Here is a 16,353-nt window from a genome sequence, read left to right on the forward strand (position 1 = left end):
AGTGTTTAAGTCTGATTTATTTAATGAAATAACTTTTAAAAATAAGGTTATCAAATACTAGCCTTTGTAGTGTGTATTTTCTATATACAAAGGCTAGTATATAAATATGAAATTATGCTTCATAATAATAATTTTACTGTGGTAAGGAGAAAAAAATGGAATTTATTAAATATGAAGAAAAAGGTATGATTGGTATTATTACCATAAGCAGAGAAAAAGCTCTTAATGCTCTTAACTCTGAAGTTTTAGGTGAAATTGAAAAAGCTTTTGATGCAGTAGATATTAACAATATAAGATGTTTAATATTAACAGGTGCCGGAGAGAAATCTTTTGTTGCTGGTGCTGATATAGCTGAAATGAGTACATGTACTAAAGCAGAAGGAGAAGCTTTTGGTAAAAAAGGAAATGATGTATTTAGAAAAATAGAAACTTTCCCTATTCCTGTAATAGCTGCAGTTAATGGATTTGCTTTAGGCGGCGGATGTGAAATAGCTATGAGCTGTGATATACGTATTTGTTCTGAAAATGCTATATTTGGTCAGCCTGAAGTTGGACTAGGAATTACTCCTGGTTTCGGAGGTACTCAGAGACTTCCTAGAATAGTTGGTGTTGGTATGGCTAAACAAATCATATATTCAGCTAAAAATATTAAAGCTGATGAAGCTTTAAGAATAGGTCTTGTTAATGCTGTTTATCCTCAAGCAGAACTTATGGCTCAAGCTGAAAAATTAGCTAATACTATAGCTGCTGCAGCTCCTATAGCTGTACGTAATTGTAAAAAAGCTATTAACGAAGGCTTACAAGTAGATATGGATAAAGCTATCGTTATAGAAGAAAAATTATTCGGTTCTTGTTTTGAAACTGAAGATCAAAAAGAAGGTATGAAAGCTTTCTTAGAAAAAAGAAAAGTTGAAAAATTTGTTAATAAATAATTAAATTTCAAAGCTATAAACAGTTATCTACATAAACTTGGTTTATAGCCGTAAATAATAAATAAAAAAAGGAGTTATAAAATGAAAGTAGGTGTAATTGGTGCAGGTGCTATGGGTTCTGGTATAGCACAAGCTTTTGCTCAAACAGAAGGTTATGAAGTTTATTTATGCGATATAAAAGAAGAATTTGCTGCAGGCGGTAAAGAAAAAATCGCTAAAGGTTTTGCTGGAAGAGTAGCTAAAGGTAAAATGCAGCAGGCTGATGCTGATAAAATTTTAGCTAAAATCACTACTGGTTTAAAAGAAATTTGTAAAGATGCAGATTTAATTGTTGAAGCTGCTTTTGAAAATTTAGAAGTTAAAAAAACAACATTCTCTGAATTACATAAAATTTGTAAACCTGATTGTATTTTCTCTTCTAACACTTCTTCTCTTTCTATTACAGAAATAAGTGCTGGAATAGGCAGACCAGTTGTAGGTATGCACTTCTTTAACCCAGCTCCTGTTATGAAATTGGTTGAAGTTATTTCAGGTCTTAATACTCCTAGAGATATAGTTGAAAAAATCATTAAAATATCTGAAGAAATAGGAAAAACTCCTGTAGAAGTTAAAGAAACAGCTGGTTTCGTAGTTAACCGTATACTTGTTCCTATGATCAATGAAGGTATTGAGCTATATTCTATGGGTATAGCTTCAGCTGAAGGTATTGATAATGCTATGAAATTAGGTGCTAATCACCCAATGGGACCTTTAGCTTTAGGTGATTTAATAGGACTTGATATAGTGCTTGCTATCATGGAAGTTCTACAAAAAGAAACAGGTGATCCTAAATACAGACCTAGTGCTTTACTTAAAAAAATGGTTAGAGGCGGATTACTAGGACAGAAAACTGGAAAAGGTTTCTACGATTATACTAAGAAATAATATTATTTTTACTCATTTATATCAAAAATGCGGGTAAGATATGCAAATTATCTTCCCGTATTTTTTTATTTTGATTTTTGTATGTAATATTATGTAAGAAGTGCAATATTTTATTTGTATTAATATAGTAATATCATTAACATATTAAATATGATTATATTGTTAACAATAATACTATTTTCTAAATATTTATGAAATTATAAAGAATTTAATAAGAATTATAAAAAAAATTTTATTATAATACTATTATATTCAATAATGTTTAAATTTTTTATTATATTTTATTATATTATATAATAAATAATAAAAATGGGGATAAAATATGAAATACAATGAAATAAACAACGAAGGTATAGAAAAGTTAATGGATATATTCTATGCCAGAATTAGAACACATGAACAATTAGGACCTATATTTAATGGGGCAGTTGGTATTGATGATGCTTCTTGGGAAAGACATAAAGAAAAAATAGCTAAATTTTGGAAGACTATGCTTTTGAATGAAAATTTATATATGGGAAACCCTGTACAGCCTCATATTAATTTGCTTCCTTTTGATATTAAGCTTTTTGATGTTTGGCTTGATTTATTTAAAGAATGTTTAGATCAAGTGTTTGAAGAAAAACCTGCTGAACATTTCTATGAAGTTGCTTGCAATATAGCTAAAAATTTCAAAGCAGTATTATTTCAGCAATAAATGATATTTCAAGGTGAAGGATAATTTTATAATATAGTTTTATCCTTTGCCTTTATACATCTGATATATTTTTTCTTATTTTCTCTAATATAGATGTAAATTTATTTGTATCTTCTTCGCTTAATTCTTTTACTATATTTTCTAAAACTTTACTTTCATAAGTTTCCATAATGGGAAGATTCTCTTTTGCTTTATCTGTTAGAAATAATGAAAAGGCTCTTTTATCAAGTTTATTTTCTTTTCTAATTATAAAAGATTTTGATTCCAATTTGTCTATCATAGCTTTTACTGTATTTTGATCTTTATCTAGTCTGAATGATAATTCTTTTTGAGATATTCCTTCTTCTTTGGCAAGTTCTTTTAATACTATTAACTGTTCCGGTGTAATATCAAATTCATTTATTTGTTTGCCTATATACTGATATATTTTTCTAGCAGTATAACAAACATCGTATCCTATATTTTTAATATTAAACTCCTTATATAAAAAATGCTATCATAAACTAATATTATGATAGCATATATTTTGTTTTTTGTTAATAATTGCTGTTGTTTTTTATTTATTTAATTCTTTTTCAGCTCTTTCTATTAAAGAGTTTAAATATTTTTCCATATTATCTTTTGACATAATGAATGGATTTTGTTCATTTGCTTTTAGATTGCCTGCTTTTTCTAAATTAGCATATCCATTGTCAGCGAATAAATGTGCTGTTAATGATACAGATGCATTTCTTGATATAGCTTCTTTTTTGAAATATTCAGCTGAAGTTTTATATTTTGATATTAAATCTCTATCTTTTGGAAGTCCTGTGCCTCCCCAAAGTACAGCAGTGTATTCTTTTCCTCTAAATTTTACAGGAAATATAAAAGAAGTGCATCCTGCAGTATGTCCCGGTGTTTCTAATATAGTTATGCTTGTATCTCCTAGTTTTATTATATCTTTATCTTTTGAATATATATCAACTTTTGTTTTTGGAGAACGAGGAGAATTTGCTCCAGTGTTTAAATTGTACATTAAATCTGTATCTGTTTTTGTAAGTATAACTTTAGCACCGTATTTTTCTCTTAAATATTTAGCTCCGCCGTAATGATCTCCATGTCCATGACTCAATATTATATATTTTAATTGTTTTGGGTCTAATCCGAAGCCTTTAATGCCATCTTCTATAAGTTTAGCATCCCTGTCGTCCCACATAGAATCTATCAATATTAAGCCGTCTGATGTACTTATCACCCAAGCGACAACACTCACAGTACCTATACAATATACATTATCAAATACTTTAGTTGGTTTTAAAGGAGTATTATCGTTTAGGTAATCCATCGGAGTCTTTTCAGCAGCAAACACTGAAAAAATTAATATTAAATAAATGAAAAAAGTTTTTTGCCAAAATAACATGATTTATACCTCCTTATCTATTTAAATAATAATACGTATACGTACTAATGTCAATATGAATAATTGTTTTTTATGAAAAAAATTAAAAAATTATATAATAGTGATTATAATAATATTTCATATATGTTATAATTATGCAATCTTATAGTTTGGAAAGTATTATGTTAAGAAAGTCATTAATTATAATTTTTCTTTTTATTGCTGGTATATTATATTCTCAGGAATCGCAAGACCCTCCTGTAAGCATACCAATAATAAAAGCTATAGCCAACAATGATATTAAAACTTTACAAAAATTGATAGAAGATGGGGCAGATGTAAACGTTAAAGATGCTGAAGGAAATACTCCTCTTATATGGGCTTCACTTTTGGGCTTTGACAAGATAGTAGAAGAATTATTATCAAACGGTGCTGATATTAATATGGGTAATGGTTTTGGAAATACTCCTGTAATGGCAGCGGTACTAGAGGGAAAAACTAGCACTGTAAGGATTTTAATATCGAAAGGGGCAGATTTAAATTCAAAAAATAGAGATGGATGGACTACTGTGATGTGGGCTTGTGTTAATGGGAATTTATCTATTCTAAAAATGCTAGTTAATGCAAGAGCTGAAGTGGATATAAAAGATGTTAATGGAAGTACTCCTTTAATGATAGCATCAGACAGCGGATATACTGATATAGTTAAAGAGCTTATAAAATTAGATGTTAATGTTAATGAAAAGAATAAATTTGGTGATACTGCAATAATGATGGGAGCTATTATCGGAGATGTCAGCATCGTAAGAGAATTAATAAAAGCAGGTGCAAATATAGATGAAAAAGGTTCTAACGGAGGATCTGCTTTAATATATGCTGCTAGATTTGGAAGAACAGATGTAGTAAGAGAATTATTAAAGAATAATGCTGATATTAATATAACAGCTGATGATGGTACTTCTCCTATATTAGCGGCATGTATAGATGGACACAGTGATATTGTAAGAGAATTAATAAAGAATAATGCTGATATTAATAAAGCTGATAATGTGGGATATCGTCCATTAATAGTTTCTGCTATAGAGGATCATATAGTAATAGTTGAAGCTTTATTAAAGGCTGGTGCTGATATTGAAGCTACTACTAATGAAGGATATACTGCATTAATGGGGGCAGCCATTAGAGGAAATTTGGAAATGGCGCAGGTTTTACTAGATGCCGGAGCCGATATAAATCATAAGGCAGATAATGGAAAAACAGCATTGAGCATGGCAAAAGAAAAAGATCAGGAAGAAATGGTTAATTTTTTAAAGGCTAATGGAGCAAAATAGAAAAATACTTGAAGCTCAAATATAAAAAATTTGATTAATATCTAATAAAAAATAAAAATCAAGTTAGTTTATTTATTAGCTTATTGTAGGTATACTAAAAGCATAATAATAATATATAGTAAATAATTTATTTGATGATATATATTAATATTACAGCAATTAAAATAATGATTTTAATTATTCATTATGATTAATGGGTATTGTTTTTTTACTGATTAATAATATAATACTATTCACAATAAAAAATAATTAGGGTATTAATGTTTAAAGACAGCAATATAACAACTCAGGATTTACTTAGATCCGTAAGACAAATAGAAATAAAAACTTCAAAAATAGTTAACTCTTATTTTGCAGGACAGTATCATTCTGCTTTCAAAGGTCAAGGTATAGAGTTTGATGAAGTAAGAAAATATACTATAGGCGATGATGTAAGAGCTATGGATTGGAAGGTTAGTGCTAGATACAATGAACCTTTCATTAAACGTTTCAGAGAGGAGAGAGAACTTAGCGTTGTAATACTTGCAGATTTTTCAGCCTCTACAGATTTTGGATTCACTAAAACAAAACATAATCTAATAGTAGAGCTTAGTGCATTGCTTAGCTTTTCTGCTTTAAAAAATAATGATAAAGTAGGGCTTTTAATATTTACTGATACTGTAGAGAAATTTATTCCTTTAAACAAGGGTAAGAATCATGTACTTAGAATAATAAGAGAGCTTATAGAATTTGATCCTAAAAGTACTCAGACTAATGTAGCTAATGCTTTAGAATATTTTAATAGAATACAAAAAAGAGACAGCATTACTTTTTTAATTACAGATGCCTGTTCTGAACTTCCAAAGAAGGAAATAGACATTACAAGAAAACGTCATGATTTTATAGTATGCTTAGTTAATGATAAACTAGAGTATCATCTTCCTAGTTTGGGAGGTACTTTAGTATTGTCTGATTTGGAAAATAATGATTATGTTTATTTTGATATGTCTAATAAAAAGATAAGAGAAGAATATTTTAATGAACAGAATAGAATCATGGAAGAAAGACTCAATTTTTTGAAAAGAAATTCCATAGAGCGTATAATTCTTGATACTTCCAGTGATTATGTTAATGATGTAATGAAGTTTTTTGTCAAAAGAAGAAGATAAATTTTAGGATTTATTATGACAAAAGATATGACTGTCGGAAGTCCATTCAAAACTATAATATATTTCTCTATACCAATGCTTATAGGAGGAATATTTCAGCAGTTTTACGGTGTAGCAGATACTATTATAATAGGAAAATTTGCAGGTTCCAGAGCTTTAGCTTCTATAGGGGCTACAACCTCAACTATGTTTTTCTTTTTATCATTTGCAGTAGGTTTTACTAATGCTTTTTCTATAGTTATGGGACAGTTCTTTGGTGCTAAAAATGATAATATGCTTAGAAGAACTTTTTTAAACTCTATTTATGTAACATTGGGAAGTTCTTTAATACTTTTGATATTCGGTTTATTTTTTTCAAAGCCTCTAATGATTCTTTTGAAGACTCCTGATGATATAATAGAAAATTCTATAATTTATTTGAAAATATGTGTAGGATTATCATTTGGGCAGCTTTTTTATAATGGGGCAGCTAGTATATTAAGAGCATTGGGAGATAGTAAAACTCCTTTATATTTTTTGATACTTACAACTATACTTAATATTATATTGGATTTAATTTTTGTAGTTTTATTAAATATGAATGTTACCGGTGTTGCAATAGCCACTGTAATATCTCAAATGATTTCAGCTTTTTTAAGTATACTCTATATTATAAAGAAATTTCCTATTTTGAAATTGAGTAAAAATGATATGGTATTTGATTCAGATAATTTACTTATGATAATAAAAATAGGTGTTTCTATGAGTGTGCAGGCTATATTCTTATCAATAGGTGAGATGATTATAAGCGGAGTAGTTAATACTTTCGGTACTAATGTTGTGGCATCATATACCACAGGAAACAGAATAAATCAATTTGCTTCTATGGCATTTTTTGTTATTTCGGAAGCTTTTGCCGTATACACAGCACAAAATTTCGGAGCAGATAAGATTGATAGGATAAAAGAAGGTTTTAAAAGCATAATATTACTTTCTTTATCATTGAGTATATTGGCAGCAGCAATAATATTTTTATTCGGCGATCATTTAGTGAGAATATTCATATCAAGCAAAGATGAATATATAGATATAATATCAGAAATATGTAAGGGTTATTTAAGAATATCTTCTGTGTTCTATCCATTTTTAGGTATAATAGTTTTATATAATAATTCTGTGAGAGCTATAGGAAAGGCATTGATTCCTTTAATATCTGGAATTACAGAAATTATTATTAAAATAGGAGGTTCTGTATTTTTGTCTATACCTTTTGGATATATAGGAGTATGGTTTGCAAATCCTGTAGGCTGGGCTATAGGTATAATTCCAACATGTATATATTTTCATAAATATGCTTTTAAAGTTAAAAAGACAATAGTATAGTTTCTATATTAAATATAAATTTAGGATTAATTTATGAATGCAGATGATATTAACTATATTATAGATGATTATATAAAAATAATGACTAAGAATAATAATATTGATTCTATAGTTTTATCGGGTTCAAAAACTAGTTTGATTAATGATGATATGTCTGATTATGATATTTATGTTTATTGTGCATGTTTAGCAAAAAGCAGAGAAGATATGGAATCAAGAAAAGAATTTGCTTTGAAGTATGCATCTTACTCTGAAATAGGCAATGATTATTTTGAGCATGGCGATGAGATGATACTTAAAGAAAGCGGTATATGTTTGGATTTTATGTATAGGGATTTATCTTGGATTGAAGGAGAGATGGAATATGTATGGAGAGGATGCAATTCAAAGATAGGCTATACTACTGCTTTTTTATACAATATTAAACATTCTAATATACTTTATGATAAGGAAGGAAAGTTTAAGAAATTTCAATATGAATTAAATTTGGAATATCCTGAAAAATTAAAAAATAATATAATAGAAAAGAATTTCAATGTTATGTATGGTAAAAAAACAGCATCATTCTATGAGCAATTAGAGAAAGCAGTAAAAAGAGATGATATTGTCAGTATTAATCATAGAATTAGTGCCATATTAGCATCTTATTTTGATATTTTATTTGCCTTGAATAAAGAACTTCATGTTGGAGAAAAGAAACTTGTGCAGTATGTATTAAAATTATGTAGTAAAATACCTGATAATTTTGAAAAAGATATAAAAAATGTTATATTTTATGATAAAAATAATAAGAATATTTTAGAAAAAGTTAAAATTCTTATTGAAAATATTCAGAAAATTTTGTAAATTATAACTCATAAATTTCATCAATATATTATATTATTTTTTTATTGTATTGAAAATAATTTTATGATATAATATTGTGGTATTTAATTTTGTTTTTATAGGAAAAATCAATGGAGAATCTAGAGGAGCTTCATAGCTTTTTAAAAAACAGCATAGAAAATGCTAATACTCAGGCAGAAATAGATGATATAAGAATTCGTTATTTAGGAAGAAAAGGAAAAATAACAGAGCTTTTGAAAAGTTTATCTTCTATAGATAATATTGAGGAGAAGAAAGAGTTCGGAAAAAAGATTAATGAGATAAAGAACTATTGTGAGAATGCTTTATTGGAAAAGAAAAATGCTATATCCGAACAGGAGTTTTTATCTTCTTTAGAGAAAAATAAAATAGATATAACTATGCCTGGAAGAAGACCTAAATCTGCAGGGGTTAATCTTCTTACTAGAGTAGAAGAGGAAATAGTTTCTATTTTAACAGAAATAGGTTTCAGAGTTGTGGAAGGTAATGAAATAGAAGATGATTTTCATAACTTTGAGGCATTAAATATACCTTATTATCACCCTTCAAGAGACAGTCATGACTCTTTCTTTATTTCAAAAGAGCATGTATTAAGAACTCATACATCAGGTATGCAGATAAGAACTATGCTTGAAACACCTCCTCCTATAGCGGTAGTTTCTCCTGGTAAATGTGCTAGAAGAGATGCTATAGATTCAAAACATTCTCCTGTATTCCATCAAGTTGAAGGACTTATGGTTGATAAAGGAATAAGCTTTAATGATTTAAAAGGTATATTAGAATTATTCTGTAAAAGAATGTTCGGAGATAAGACTCAAATAAGATTAAGACCGGATTTTTTCCCATTCGTAGAGCCTGGTGCAGATTTAAGTGCTACTTGTGTAATATGCGGCGGAAGCGGATGTAAAACTTGTGGAGGCGAAGGCTGGCTTGAATTAATGGGAGCCGGTATGATTCATCCTAATGTATTTAAACATGTGGGATATGATATAACTAAGTATACAGGTTTTGCCTTTGGAATGGGTATAGAAAGAGTTGCAATGATTAAATACGGTATAACTGATATAAGAATGTTCTATGAAAATGATATAGATTTCTTAAAGCAATGGTAATAGTGAGCAGCAATATTTAATTAAGTAAGCCAAGAAGGCTGATTTATATACAATAGTAAAAAGCTGGCTTGAGCCTATTATAGGTAGAGCATAGCAAAAAAGCATACTAAAATATTTATAAGTGAATTAAGTTAGAGGATATAATAATGAGAGTTCCATTAAGTTGGCTAAAAGAATTTGTTAATTTAGACGGATTTAGCGTAGAGGAAATTGCCAAACAAATAACACTTGCAGGAAGTGAGATTTCATCAATAGAAACTACTGGAGGAGATATACCAGGTGTGATTATTGGTAAAATAACATCTGTACATAAACACCCAGATGCGGATAAATTAAGTGTATGTAAAGTTGATGTCGGTGATGGAGATACACTCTCAATAGTATGCGGTGCTCCTAATGTAAAAGAAGGCATATATGTTCCTATAGCTATGATAGGTGCTAAACTTCCAAATGGTCTTACCATAAAAAAAGCTTCTATAAGAGGTTTTGAAAGCAATGGTATGATATGTTCCAGAACTGAATTAGGCTATGAAGAAGCTGAAGGTGTTTACGGAATTTGGATATTAGATGAAGATATAGAAAAAGTACATGCTGATAAAGACAGTATATTAGGTAATTCGCTTTCAACTATAGTAGGAAGCACAGATCATATATTCAATGTTGAAATCACAGCAAACAGAGGTGATTTAGTAAGTATTATAGGTTTTGCAAGAGAATGTTCTTTGGTTTTAGAAAGAAGAGTGAGCATACCTTCTGTTAATACTTATGATGCTGCAGGCGGTAATATAGATATAACAGTTGAAAATCAGGAAAGCTGCTATAAATATGTAGGAAGGCTTATAAAAGATATAACTGTTGGACCTTCTCCTGATTGGATGCAGAAAAGATTAAAAATGTGCGGAATCAATCCTATCAATAATATAGTAGACGTTACAAACTATGTTATGCTTGAATACGGACAGCCTTTGCATGCTTATGACTTTGATAAAATAAAAGATGGTAAAATAATAGTTAGAAATGCCAGAAATGGAGAAAAAATTACTTTACTTGACGGCAGAGAAATAGACCTTACAGATGATGTTTTAGTTATAGCCGACAGTGAAAAGCCTATAGGTGTTGCCGGAGTTATGGGCGGAGATAATACAAAAATTGAAAGCGAAACTAAAACTATTTTAATAGAAAGTGCATATTTTGATCATATAGCTGTGAAAAAATCTACAATAGCAACTAAGACAAAAACAGATGCTTCATACAGATTTGAAAGAGATATAGATCATACTCTTACTCTTGCAGCTTTGAATAGAGTTGTTGATTTAATAGTTACTTTAGATAATGGATGTAAAATAGCTTCAAGATCTAAAGAGGTTAATGTTAAGCAGTTTGATGCTAATATAATAGTATTTGACTGCGGACTTGTAAAAAGATATTTAGGTCTTAATATGAATAAGATGGAAATATCTTCTATATTCAAAAGATACGGATTTAAAGCTGTAGCTCTTGGAGAGAATAACCTCAAAGTTGAAATACCTTATTACAGACATGATTTATCTATAGCTGAAGATTTGATAGAAGAAATAGCTAGAGTTTATGGCTATAATAATATATCTTCAAATGTACCTCATATTAAATGTAATCCTATAAATACAGATTATTCTGAAGTGAGCTTTGTTAAGCATAGAATGGCTTCTTACGGACTTTATGAAACTAAACAGTATTCTATGGGTGATAGTAATATATTTAAATCTTTAGGAATAGAAGAAGAAAAACTAATAAAAGTAGTAAATCCATTAACTAATGAAATGGATGTTTTAAGACCTACAACTTTGGCTTCTCTTCTTAATAGTGTTGCTTATAATCAGAATCATAGACATAAAAACGGTGCTTTATTTGAAGTAGGTAATATATTTTATAAAGAAAATGAAAACTTTATGGAAGAAAAGCATTTATCTGCTGTAATGTTTGGACTTTATCAGGAAAAATTATGGAATAAAGATGCTAGAGCTTATGACTTCTTTGATATGAGCGGAGTTATTGAAGAGCTTTTAATAAGAGATTTAAAATGTACTGATTATAATTTGATACCTAAAGAGCATAAATGGTTTATACCTACTATGTCTGGTGAAATTGTTATATTTGGTGAGAAAATAGGTATCATTGGAAGACTTCATCCTAAACTTCTTAAACTTTTTGACATAAGCGGTGAGGTTTATTTCTTGGATATTGATATCAGAAAAACTTTGAAATTGGTTAAAGAGAGAGTTAAAAAACAGAAATTAAAAGATATAGGTAAATATCCTGCAGTATTCAGAGATTTAGCTTTGGTTTGCTCTAATAATATAGAGTTCAGCAAAGTTATCAAATCTATAAGTAAATTTAATAATATTATACAGAATGTTAGTGTAGTTGATAGATATGTAGGCGAACAGGTAGAAGAAGGAAAACAGTCAATTGCAATATCTATAACTTATTATGATCCTAATAAAACTTTAAGAGAAGAAGATATTAACAGTGTAGAAAAATCTTTGCTTGAAATGCTTAAAACAAGATTTGATATTAATTTAAGAGCTTAATTTGTAAAAGAGGTTTTATAATGGAATACGATATAATAACTTGGGAAAATATAGATGAAGCTATAGAAGTATTAGCTAAACAAATAGAAGATTCTAAGATTCATTATGAAGTTATTTACGGATTGGCAAGAGGCGGATTAGTACCTGCTGTTATGCTTTCTCATAGGCTTAAAATTCCTATGGTTTTAAATATGGAAGAAGTTTGGAGATTGAAAGTAAAGAATAAAGCCGCTTTAATAGTTGATGATATATCAGATACTGGTGAAACTCTAAAATATTTTGATGATCAGAAATTTGATATTGCCACTTTATTTGTAAGAGAGCATACAAGTAAAATAAAGCCTAGATATAGTTATAAAAATATTAATCATGATAATTGGCTTTTATTTCCTTGGGAGACTAAAGCATCTAGTAAATAATTATAAATTTTAATATTATAAATAAAACAAACATTTTCTTATATTTTTATAGGATATGTTTGTTTTTTATATTTAAATACAATTAATATATACTAGAGATTTTTTATTTATATATAAAAAACTTGTTCGTAAATAGCTCCTGCCATTCTAAAGAATGTCAGGCACTCACAAGTTTTTTATTTCTTTATTTATATTCATAAAAAATTATTCGCTTAAATGTATACTAGATAAATTTAATAGACTCTCATAATTTTTTTATTTCTTCTATACTTAAACCTGTATTTTCACTTATGATTTTTATATCTATACCGGATTTTTTGAAATTTCTAGCTATTGATATTGCTTTATTTTTTTCGCCTTGTTCTATACCTTGTTCTATACCTTGTTCTATACCTTCAGTTATTCCTTCTTCTTTGGCTTTTTTTAAATCTAATTCTATACTTCTATCAAAGAAATATGCATCTATTTCACGTTTTTTATATTTATCCATTACAGGAGTATTATTGACGAAAGTATGGCATTTCTTTTCTACTTCTTCAAAGATAGTATTTTCTTTTATTAAATTTGACATATTTTCTCCTTTAAAGAATTTTACCCAGGAAATGAATTCTTTATGTATATTATCAAGATTTTCTATTTTTTTATTAATATTTTTAAAATTGAATTTAGGAAGCTCAATAAAGTGCAGCTGACAATGATCTGTAAGAATTTTATTATTATTTAATTCTTTCAATACATAACAATTATGAACTTTATCCTCATCTGTTAGTATGAAGTTTGTTATATTTATGCTTACAGTTGGTTTCAATTCATCATAAAATGAACCTCTGTTTAAACTGCTGCTATAATTATAAGCCCAATAATATAAAGCTCTTTTTATAAAATCTTCATTACCTCTGGATTGAATTTCTATTAATACTGTTATTCCGCTTTCTGTGATAGCTTTAATATCGACTATAGATTCTTTTTCATTGTAATTTTCTGCTATGTTAAATGGGTTTAAAATCTCAATTTTATTAAAAGTTTCAAAGTCTAAATCTTTAAATACTGCATTAATGAAATTCAAAGCTATGTTTTCATTGCCTTCATATGAAAATAAATAGCGTATAAAATAATCATTAATTCTATTTAAATTATTTATTGTAACTGTTTCATTTAATATTTGCTTTAATTTTTCCAAATCTTTCATAGTTTTATTATACTTAAATTAATTATAAATGTAAAGCTAGTATAATTTTATTTATTAATTTTGATATGTGATAATAAAATATTAGTTATAATGCTGGCTATTTATATTAATACTATTAAAATATTAGCCTCATTACTTGTACTATTTATAATTTTTAATTAAATTTTTATTTATATTGATTAACTATATATTAACCATTATAATATTAAAAATTATATAAAGTAATATATAATATACTTTTGCTTTGACAAAGTTTTTTATTTTATGTATAATTGATAAAAAGTTGAGAATTATGAATCAAGAAGTTAAAAGTTATATACATGATAAATTAAAACGTATTCCGGATAAGTCCGGAGTATATTTTATGAAGGACTCCAAATCCGAAATAATTTATATAGGTAAAGCCAAATCTCTAAAGAAAAGAGTTTCATCATATTTTAATAATTCAAATAAAGATGCTAAAACTACAGCATTAGTTGAGCATATAAGAGATATCGAATATATACTTACAGAAAATGAAGTTGAGGCTTTGATATTAGAAGCTGAGATGATAAGAAAGCATAAGCCTCATTATAATATACTTCTTAAAGATCAGAAATCATTTCCATTTATAGCCATCACAAATGAGCATTTTCCAAGAGTTATAAAGGCCAGAAATGTAATAGATAAAGATAATGCCAGAAAATATAAAAAATATTATGGACCTTATGTCGCTGCTGAAAGGGCGGATAATATAGTAAAGTTTATAATTGATAATTTCAAATTAAGAAGATGTAAATATGATTTTCCGCTTAAAAGACCTATAAGACCATGTCTTTATCATCATATAGGAAAATGTACCGCTCCTTGTGCCGATTTAATCACCGAAGAAGAGTATGATAAAACTATAGATGATGCCGTAATGGTGCTTGAGGGCAATGTTGATGAATTGGTGGCTAGATTAAAACAGGAGATGTTTGTTCATGCCGAAAAGCTGGAGTTTGAAGCGGCTAAAGATTTAAGAGATAAAATTGACTTGCTTAAATATATAACAGTAGAGCAGAGTATTTATATTCCTGAAAGTGATGATATTGATATAATAGGAGCTTATGGAGAGAATGGCAATTATACTATAGTGATTTTATCTGTTAAAGGAGGTAAACTTGCAGACAGAAAAACTTTCAGTATGCAGTCTCCTAATGATGAAGATTATTATAATGAAAATGGTATGTCAAAATATTCAGAAATACTTTCTGCATTCTTTACTCAATATTATACTCATGCCAATTTGATACCAGCTTCTATATCTACAGATTTTCCTCTTAATGATATTGATATAATAAAAGATTATTTAAAGCAGGTTTCAGGAAGAGATGTTGATATAAAATTAGATAAAAGCAGAAAAGGTTTAATGGCAATAGCGAATGAAAATGCCAAACATTTATTCAAAGAAAAAGCATTGATAAGAGAAGTACCTTTAGGAATAACAAGACTTCAGGAAATATTTAAATTGAAAAAAGCTCCTAGCATAATAGAGTCTTTCGATATAGCACATATTCAGGGAAGCTATACTATGGCTGGTATGGTGCGATTTGTTAATGGCGTTTCTGACAATAAAAATTATAGAATATTTAATATGAAAACAGTTACAGGCATAGATGACTTCGCTTCAATAAAAGAGGCAGTTTACAGAAGATACAAAAGATTAAGAGATGAGAACCTTACTTTCCCAGACTTAATACTTATAGACGGAGGTAAAGGACAGCTTAATTCAGCTATAGAGGCATTGAAGGAACTTGATATAAAAGGTCAGCCTATAATGGCATTAGCTAAAAAGTTTGAGGAGATATATTTGCCAAATAGAAATGAACCTGTACAGCTTAGCGATAATGAGCCTGCAAGATTATTTTTACAGAAGGTAAGAGATGAAACTCACAGATGGGTTAACAGCAGTCATGGTAAGAAAAGAAGCAGAGAGATGGTTAGAAGCGAACTTGAAAGCATAGAGGGAATAGGTAAGAAAACTATAGAGAAATTATATTCTCATTTTATAAATATAGACAATATAAAAAATGCATCATTTGAAAGCATTAGAAATATACCCGGAATAAGCTATAAAGCAGCAAATAATATATATGATCATTTTCATAAATAATTTTTATCATTAGAAAATAATGCTTTTAATATAAGTTTGTTATATACTAAACATTTTTAAGTTTGTCATTTTTTTATTCAACTTTTTCCCGCCGCAAAAAGTTGCAAAAAGTGCAAGGTATAAAATTAGTACTAAATCATACTAAAATTATTTTACATGTAATATAAACTATTAATTTAAGCTAAAATATAGCCTTTCGCGAAGCGTATCCGAGTTTATCGAGGATATAGCTTATCGCCGAAGGCGGGCTGTGCCTGTGGCAACAAAAGAGGGGGGTACGAAGTACGCAGAGC

General features: G+C 28.4%; 14 protein-coding genes. 11 read left to right on the forward strand and 3 right to left on the reverse strand.

Translation table 11 applies throughout. The features are described 5' to 3' along the window. Positions 1-155 precede the first annotated feature (155 nt). The 3 genes from BRSU_RS04105 (at position 156) to BRSU_RS04115 (ending at position 2,553) form a co-directional block, all read left to right on the forward strand. Positions 156-932, forward strand: a complete 777-nt coding sequence (locus BRSU_RS04105) for an enoyl-CoA hydratase-related protein (RefSeq protein ID WP_048593946.1) — start codon at positions 156-158, stop codon at positions 930-932. An 81-nt stretch (positions 933-1,013) separates the two neighbouring features. Further along, on the forward strand, positions 1,014-1,856 hold the full coding sequence (locus tag BRSU_RS04110; protein WP_014488326.1) for a 3-hydroxyacyl-CoA dehydrogenase family protein: 843 nt from the start codon (positions 1,014-1,016) through the stop codon (positions 1,854-1,856). A gap of 322 nt (positions 1,857-2,178) precedes the next feature. Further along, on the forward strand, positions 2,179-2,553 hold the full coding sequence (locus BRSU_RS04115) for a group III truncated hemoglobin (RefSeq protein WP_048593948.1): 375 nt from the start codon (positions 2,179-2,181) through the stop codon (positions 2,551-2,553). Positions 2,554-2,605: 52 nt separating this feature from the next. Here BRSU_RS04115 and BRSU_RS14305 read toward each other — a convergent pair whose 3' ends face one another. After that, a complete protein-coding gene (locus BRSU_RS14305) occupies positions 2,606-3,022 on the reverse strand; it encodes a MarR family winged helix-turn-helix transcriptional regulator (RefSeq protein WP_342446850.1) in 417 nt (138 codons plus the stop codon). Between the two features lie 87 nt (positions 3,023-3,109). Next, a complete protein-coding gene (locus tag BRSU_RS04125) occupies positions 3,110-3,952 on the reverse strand; it encodes an MBL fold metallo-hydrolase (protein ID WP_209435134.1) in 843 nt (280 codons plus the stop codon). A gap of 161 nt (positions 3,953-4,113) precedes the next feature. Between BRSU_RS04125 and BRSU_RS04130 the strand changes: the two genes are divergently transcribed. The 7 genes from BRSU_RS04130 to BRSU_RS04160 all read left to right on the forward strand — a co-directional run bounded on the left by BRSU_RS04130 (position 4,114) and on the right by BRSU_RS04160 (position 12,737). After that, entirely contained in the window at positions 4,114-5,262 is a 1,149-nt protein-coding gene (locus BRSU_RS04130; RefSeq protein ID WP_048593954.1) for an ankyrin repeat domain-containing protein, read from the forward strand. A gap of 260 nt (positions 5,263-5,522) precedes the next feature. Further along, positions 5,523-6,410: a DUF58 domain-containing protein gene (locus tag BRSU_RS04135; protein ID WP_048593956.1), complete on the forward strand. Its 888-nt coding sequence runs from the start codon at positions 5,523-5,525 to the stop codon at positions 6,408-6,410. Between the two features lie 15 nt (positions 6,411-6,425). Further along, positions 6,426-7,772, forward strand: coding sequence for an MATE family efflux transporter (locus BRSU_RS04140; RefSeq protein ID WP_048593958.1), 1,347 nt, complete (start codon positions 6,426-6,428; stop codon positions 7,770-7,772). Between the two features lie 33 nt (positions 7,773-7,805). After that, complete coding sequence (locus tag BRSU_RS04145) at positions 7,806-8,618, forward strand: DUF4037 domain-containing protein (protein ID WP_048593960.1); 813 nt, start codon at positions 7,806-7,808, stop codon at positions 8,616-8,618. Between the two features lie 110 nt (positions 8,619-8,728). Further along, positions 8,729-9,748 carry a phenylalanine--tRNA ligase subunit alpha gene (pheS, locus tag BRSU_RS04150; RefSeq protein ID WP_048593961.1) on the forward strand — a complete coding sequence of 340 codons (1,020 nt, stop codon included), beginning with the start codon at positions 8,729-8,731 and terminating at the stop codon, positions 9,746-9,748. 146 nt (positions 9,749-9,894) lie between these two features. Beyond that, positions 9,895-12,318, forward strand: coding sequence for a phenylalanine--tRNA ligase subunit beta (gene pheT, locus BRSU_RS04155; RefSeq protein WP_048593963.1), 2,424 nt, complete (start codon positions 9,895-9,897; stop codon positions 12,316-12,318). 20 nt (positions 12,319-12,338) lie between these two features. After that, a complete protein-coding gene (locus BRSU_RS04160) occupies positions 12,339-12,737 on the forward strand; it encodes a phosphoribosyltransferase (protein WP_012669679.1) in 399 nt (132 codons plus the stop codon). A 244-nt stretch (positions 12,738-12,981) separates the two neighbouring features. Here BRSU_RS04160 and BRSU_RS04165 read toward each other — a convergent pair whose 3' ends face one another. Further along, positions 12,982-13,926, reverse strand: a complete 945-nt coding sequence (locus tag BRSU_RS04165) for an Rpn family recombination-promoting nuclease/putative transposase (RefSeq protein ID WP_048593966.1) — start codon at positions 13,924-13,926, stop codon at positions 12,982-12,984. Positions 13,927-14,218: 292 nt separating this feature from the next. Here BRSU_RS04165 and uvrC point away from each other — a divergent pair, with 292 nt between their 5' ends. Then, positions 14,219-16,060 carry an excinuclease ABC subunit UvrC gene (uvrC, locus tag BRSU_RS04170; RefSeq protein WP_048593968.1) on the forward strand — a complete coding sequence of 614 codons (1,842 nt, stop codon included), beginning with the start codon at positions 14,219-14,221 and terminating at the stop codon, positions 16,058-16,060. The last annotated feature ends 293 nt before the right edge of the window (positions 16,061-16,353 follow it).

Origin of the sequence: Brachyspira suanatina (genome assembly GCF_001049755.1) — a bacterium.
Lineage (GTDB): Bacteria > Spirochaetota > Brachyspiria > Brachyspirales > Brachyspiraceae > Brachyspira > Brachyspira suanatina.

What these genes read in the sequence shown, in the direction of transcription:
- pheS (WP_048593961.1), top strand. Translation starts at nt 8,729, where the DNA reads ATGGAGAATCTAGAGGAGCTTCATAGCTTTTTAAAAAACAGCATAGAA.
- BRSU_RS04125 (WP_209435134.1), bottom strand. Translation starts at nt 3,952, where the DNA reads ATGTTATTTTGGCAAAAAACTTTTTTCATTTATTTAATATTAATTTTT.
- BRSU_RS04105 (WP_048593946.1), top strand. Translation starts at nt 156, where the DNA reads ATGGAATTTATTAAATATGAAGAAAAAGGTATGATTGGTATTATTACC.
- BRSU_RS04135 (WP_048593956.1), top strand. Translation starts at nt 5,523, where the DNA reads ATGTTTAAAGACAGCAATATAACAACTCAGGATTTACTTAGATCCGTA.
- BRSU_RS04165 (WP_048593966.1), bottom strand. Translation starts at nt 13,926, where the DNA reads ATGAAAGATTTGGAAAAATTAAAGCAAATATTAAATGAAACAGTTACA.
- uvrC (WP_048593968.1), top strand. Translation starts at nt 14,219, where the DNA reads ATGAATCAAGAAGTTAAAAGTTATATACATGATAAATTAAAACGTATT.
- BRSU_RS04145 (WP_048593960.1), top strand. Translation starts at nt 7,806, where the DNA reads ATGAATGCAGATGATATTAACTATATTATAGATGATTATATAAAAATA.
- BRSU_RS04110 (WP_014488326.1), top strand. Translation starts at nt 1,014, where the DNA reads ATGAAAGTAGGTGTAATTGGTGCAGGTGCTATGGGTTCTGGTATAGCA.
- pheT (WP_048593963.1), top strand. Translation starts at nt 9,895, where the DNA reads ATGAGAGTTCCATTAAGTTGGCTAAAAGAATTTGTTAATTTAGACGGA.
- BRSU_RS04115 (WP_048593948.1), top strand. Translation starts at nt 2,179, where the DNA reads ATGAAATACAATGAAATAAACAACGAAGGTATAGAAAAGTTAATGGAT.
- BRSU_RS04130 (WP_048593954.1), top strand. Translation starts at nt 4,114, where the DNA reads ATGTTAAGAAAGTCATTAATTATAATTTTTCTTTTTATTGCTGGTATA.
- BRSU_RS04140 (WP_048593958.1), top strand. Translation starts at nt 6,426, where the DNA reads ATGACAAAAGATATGACTGTCGGAAGTCCATTCAAAACTATAATATAT.
- BRSU_RS04160 (WP_012669679.1), top strand. Translation starts at nt 12,339, where the DNA reads ATGGAATACGATATAATAACTTGGGAAAATATAGATGAAGCTATAGAA.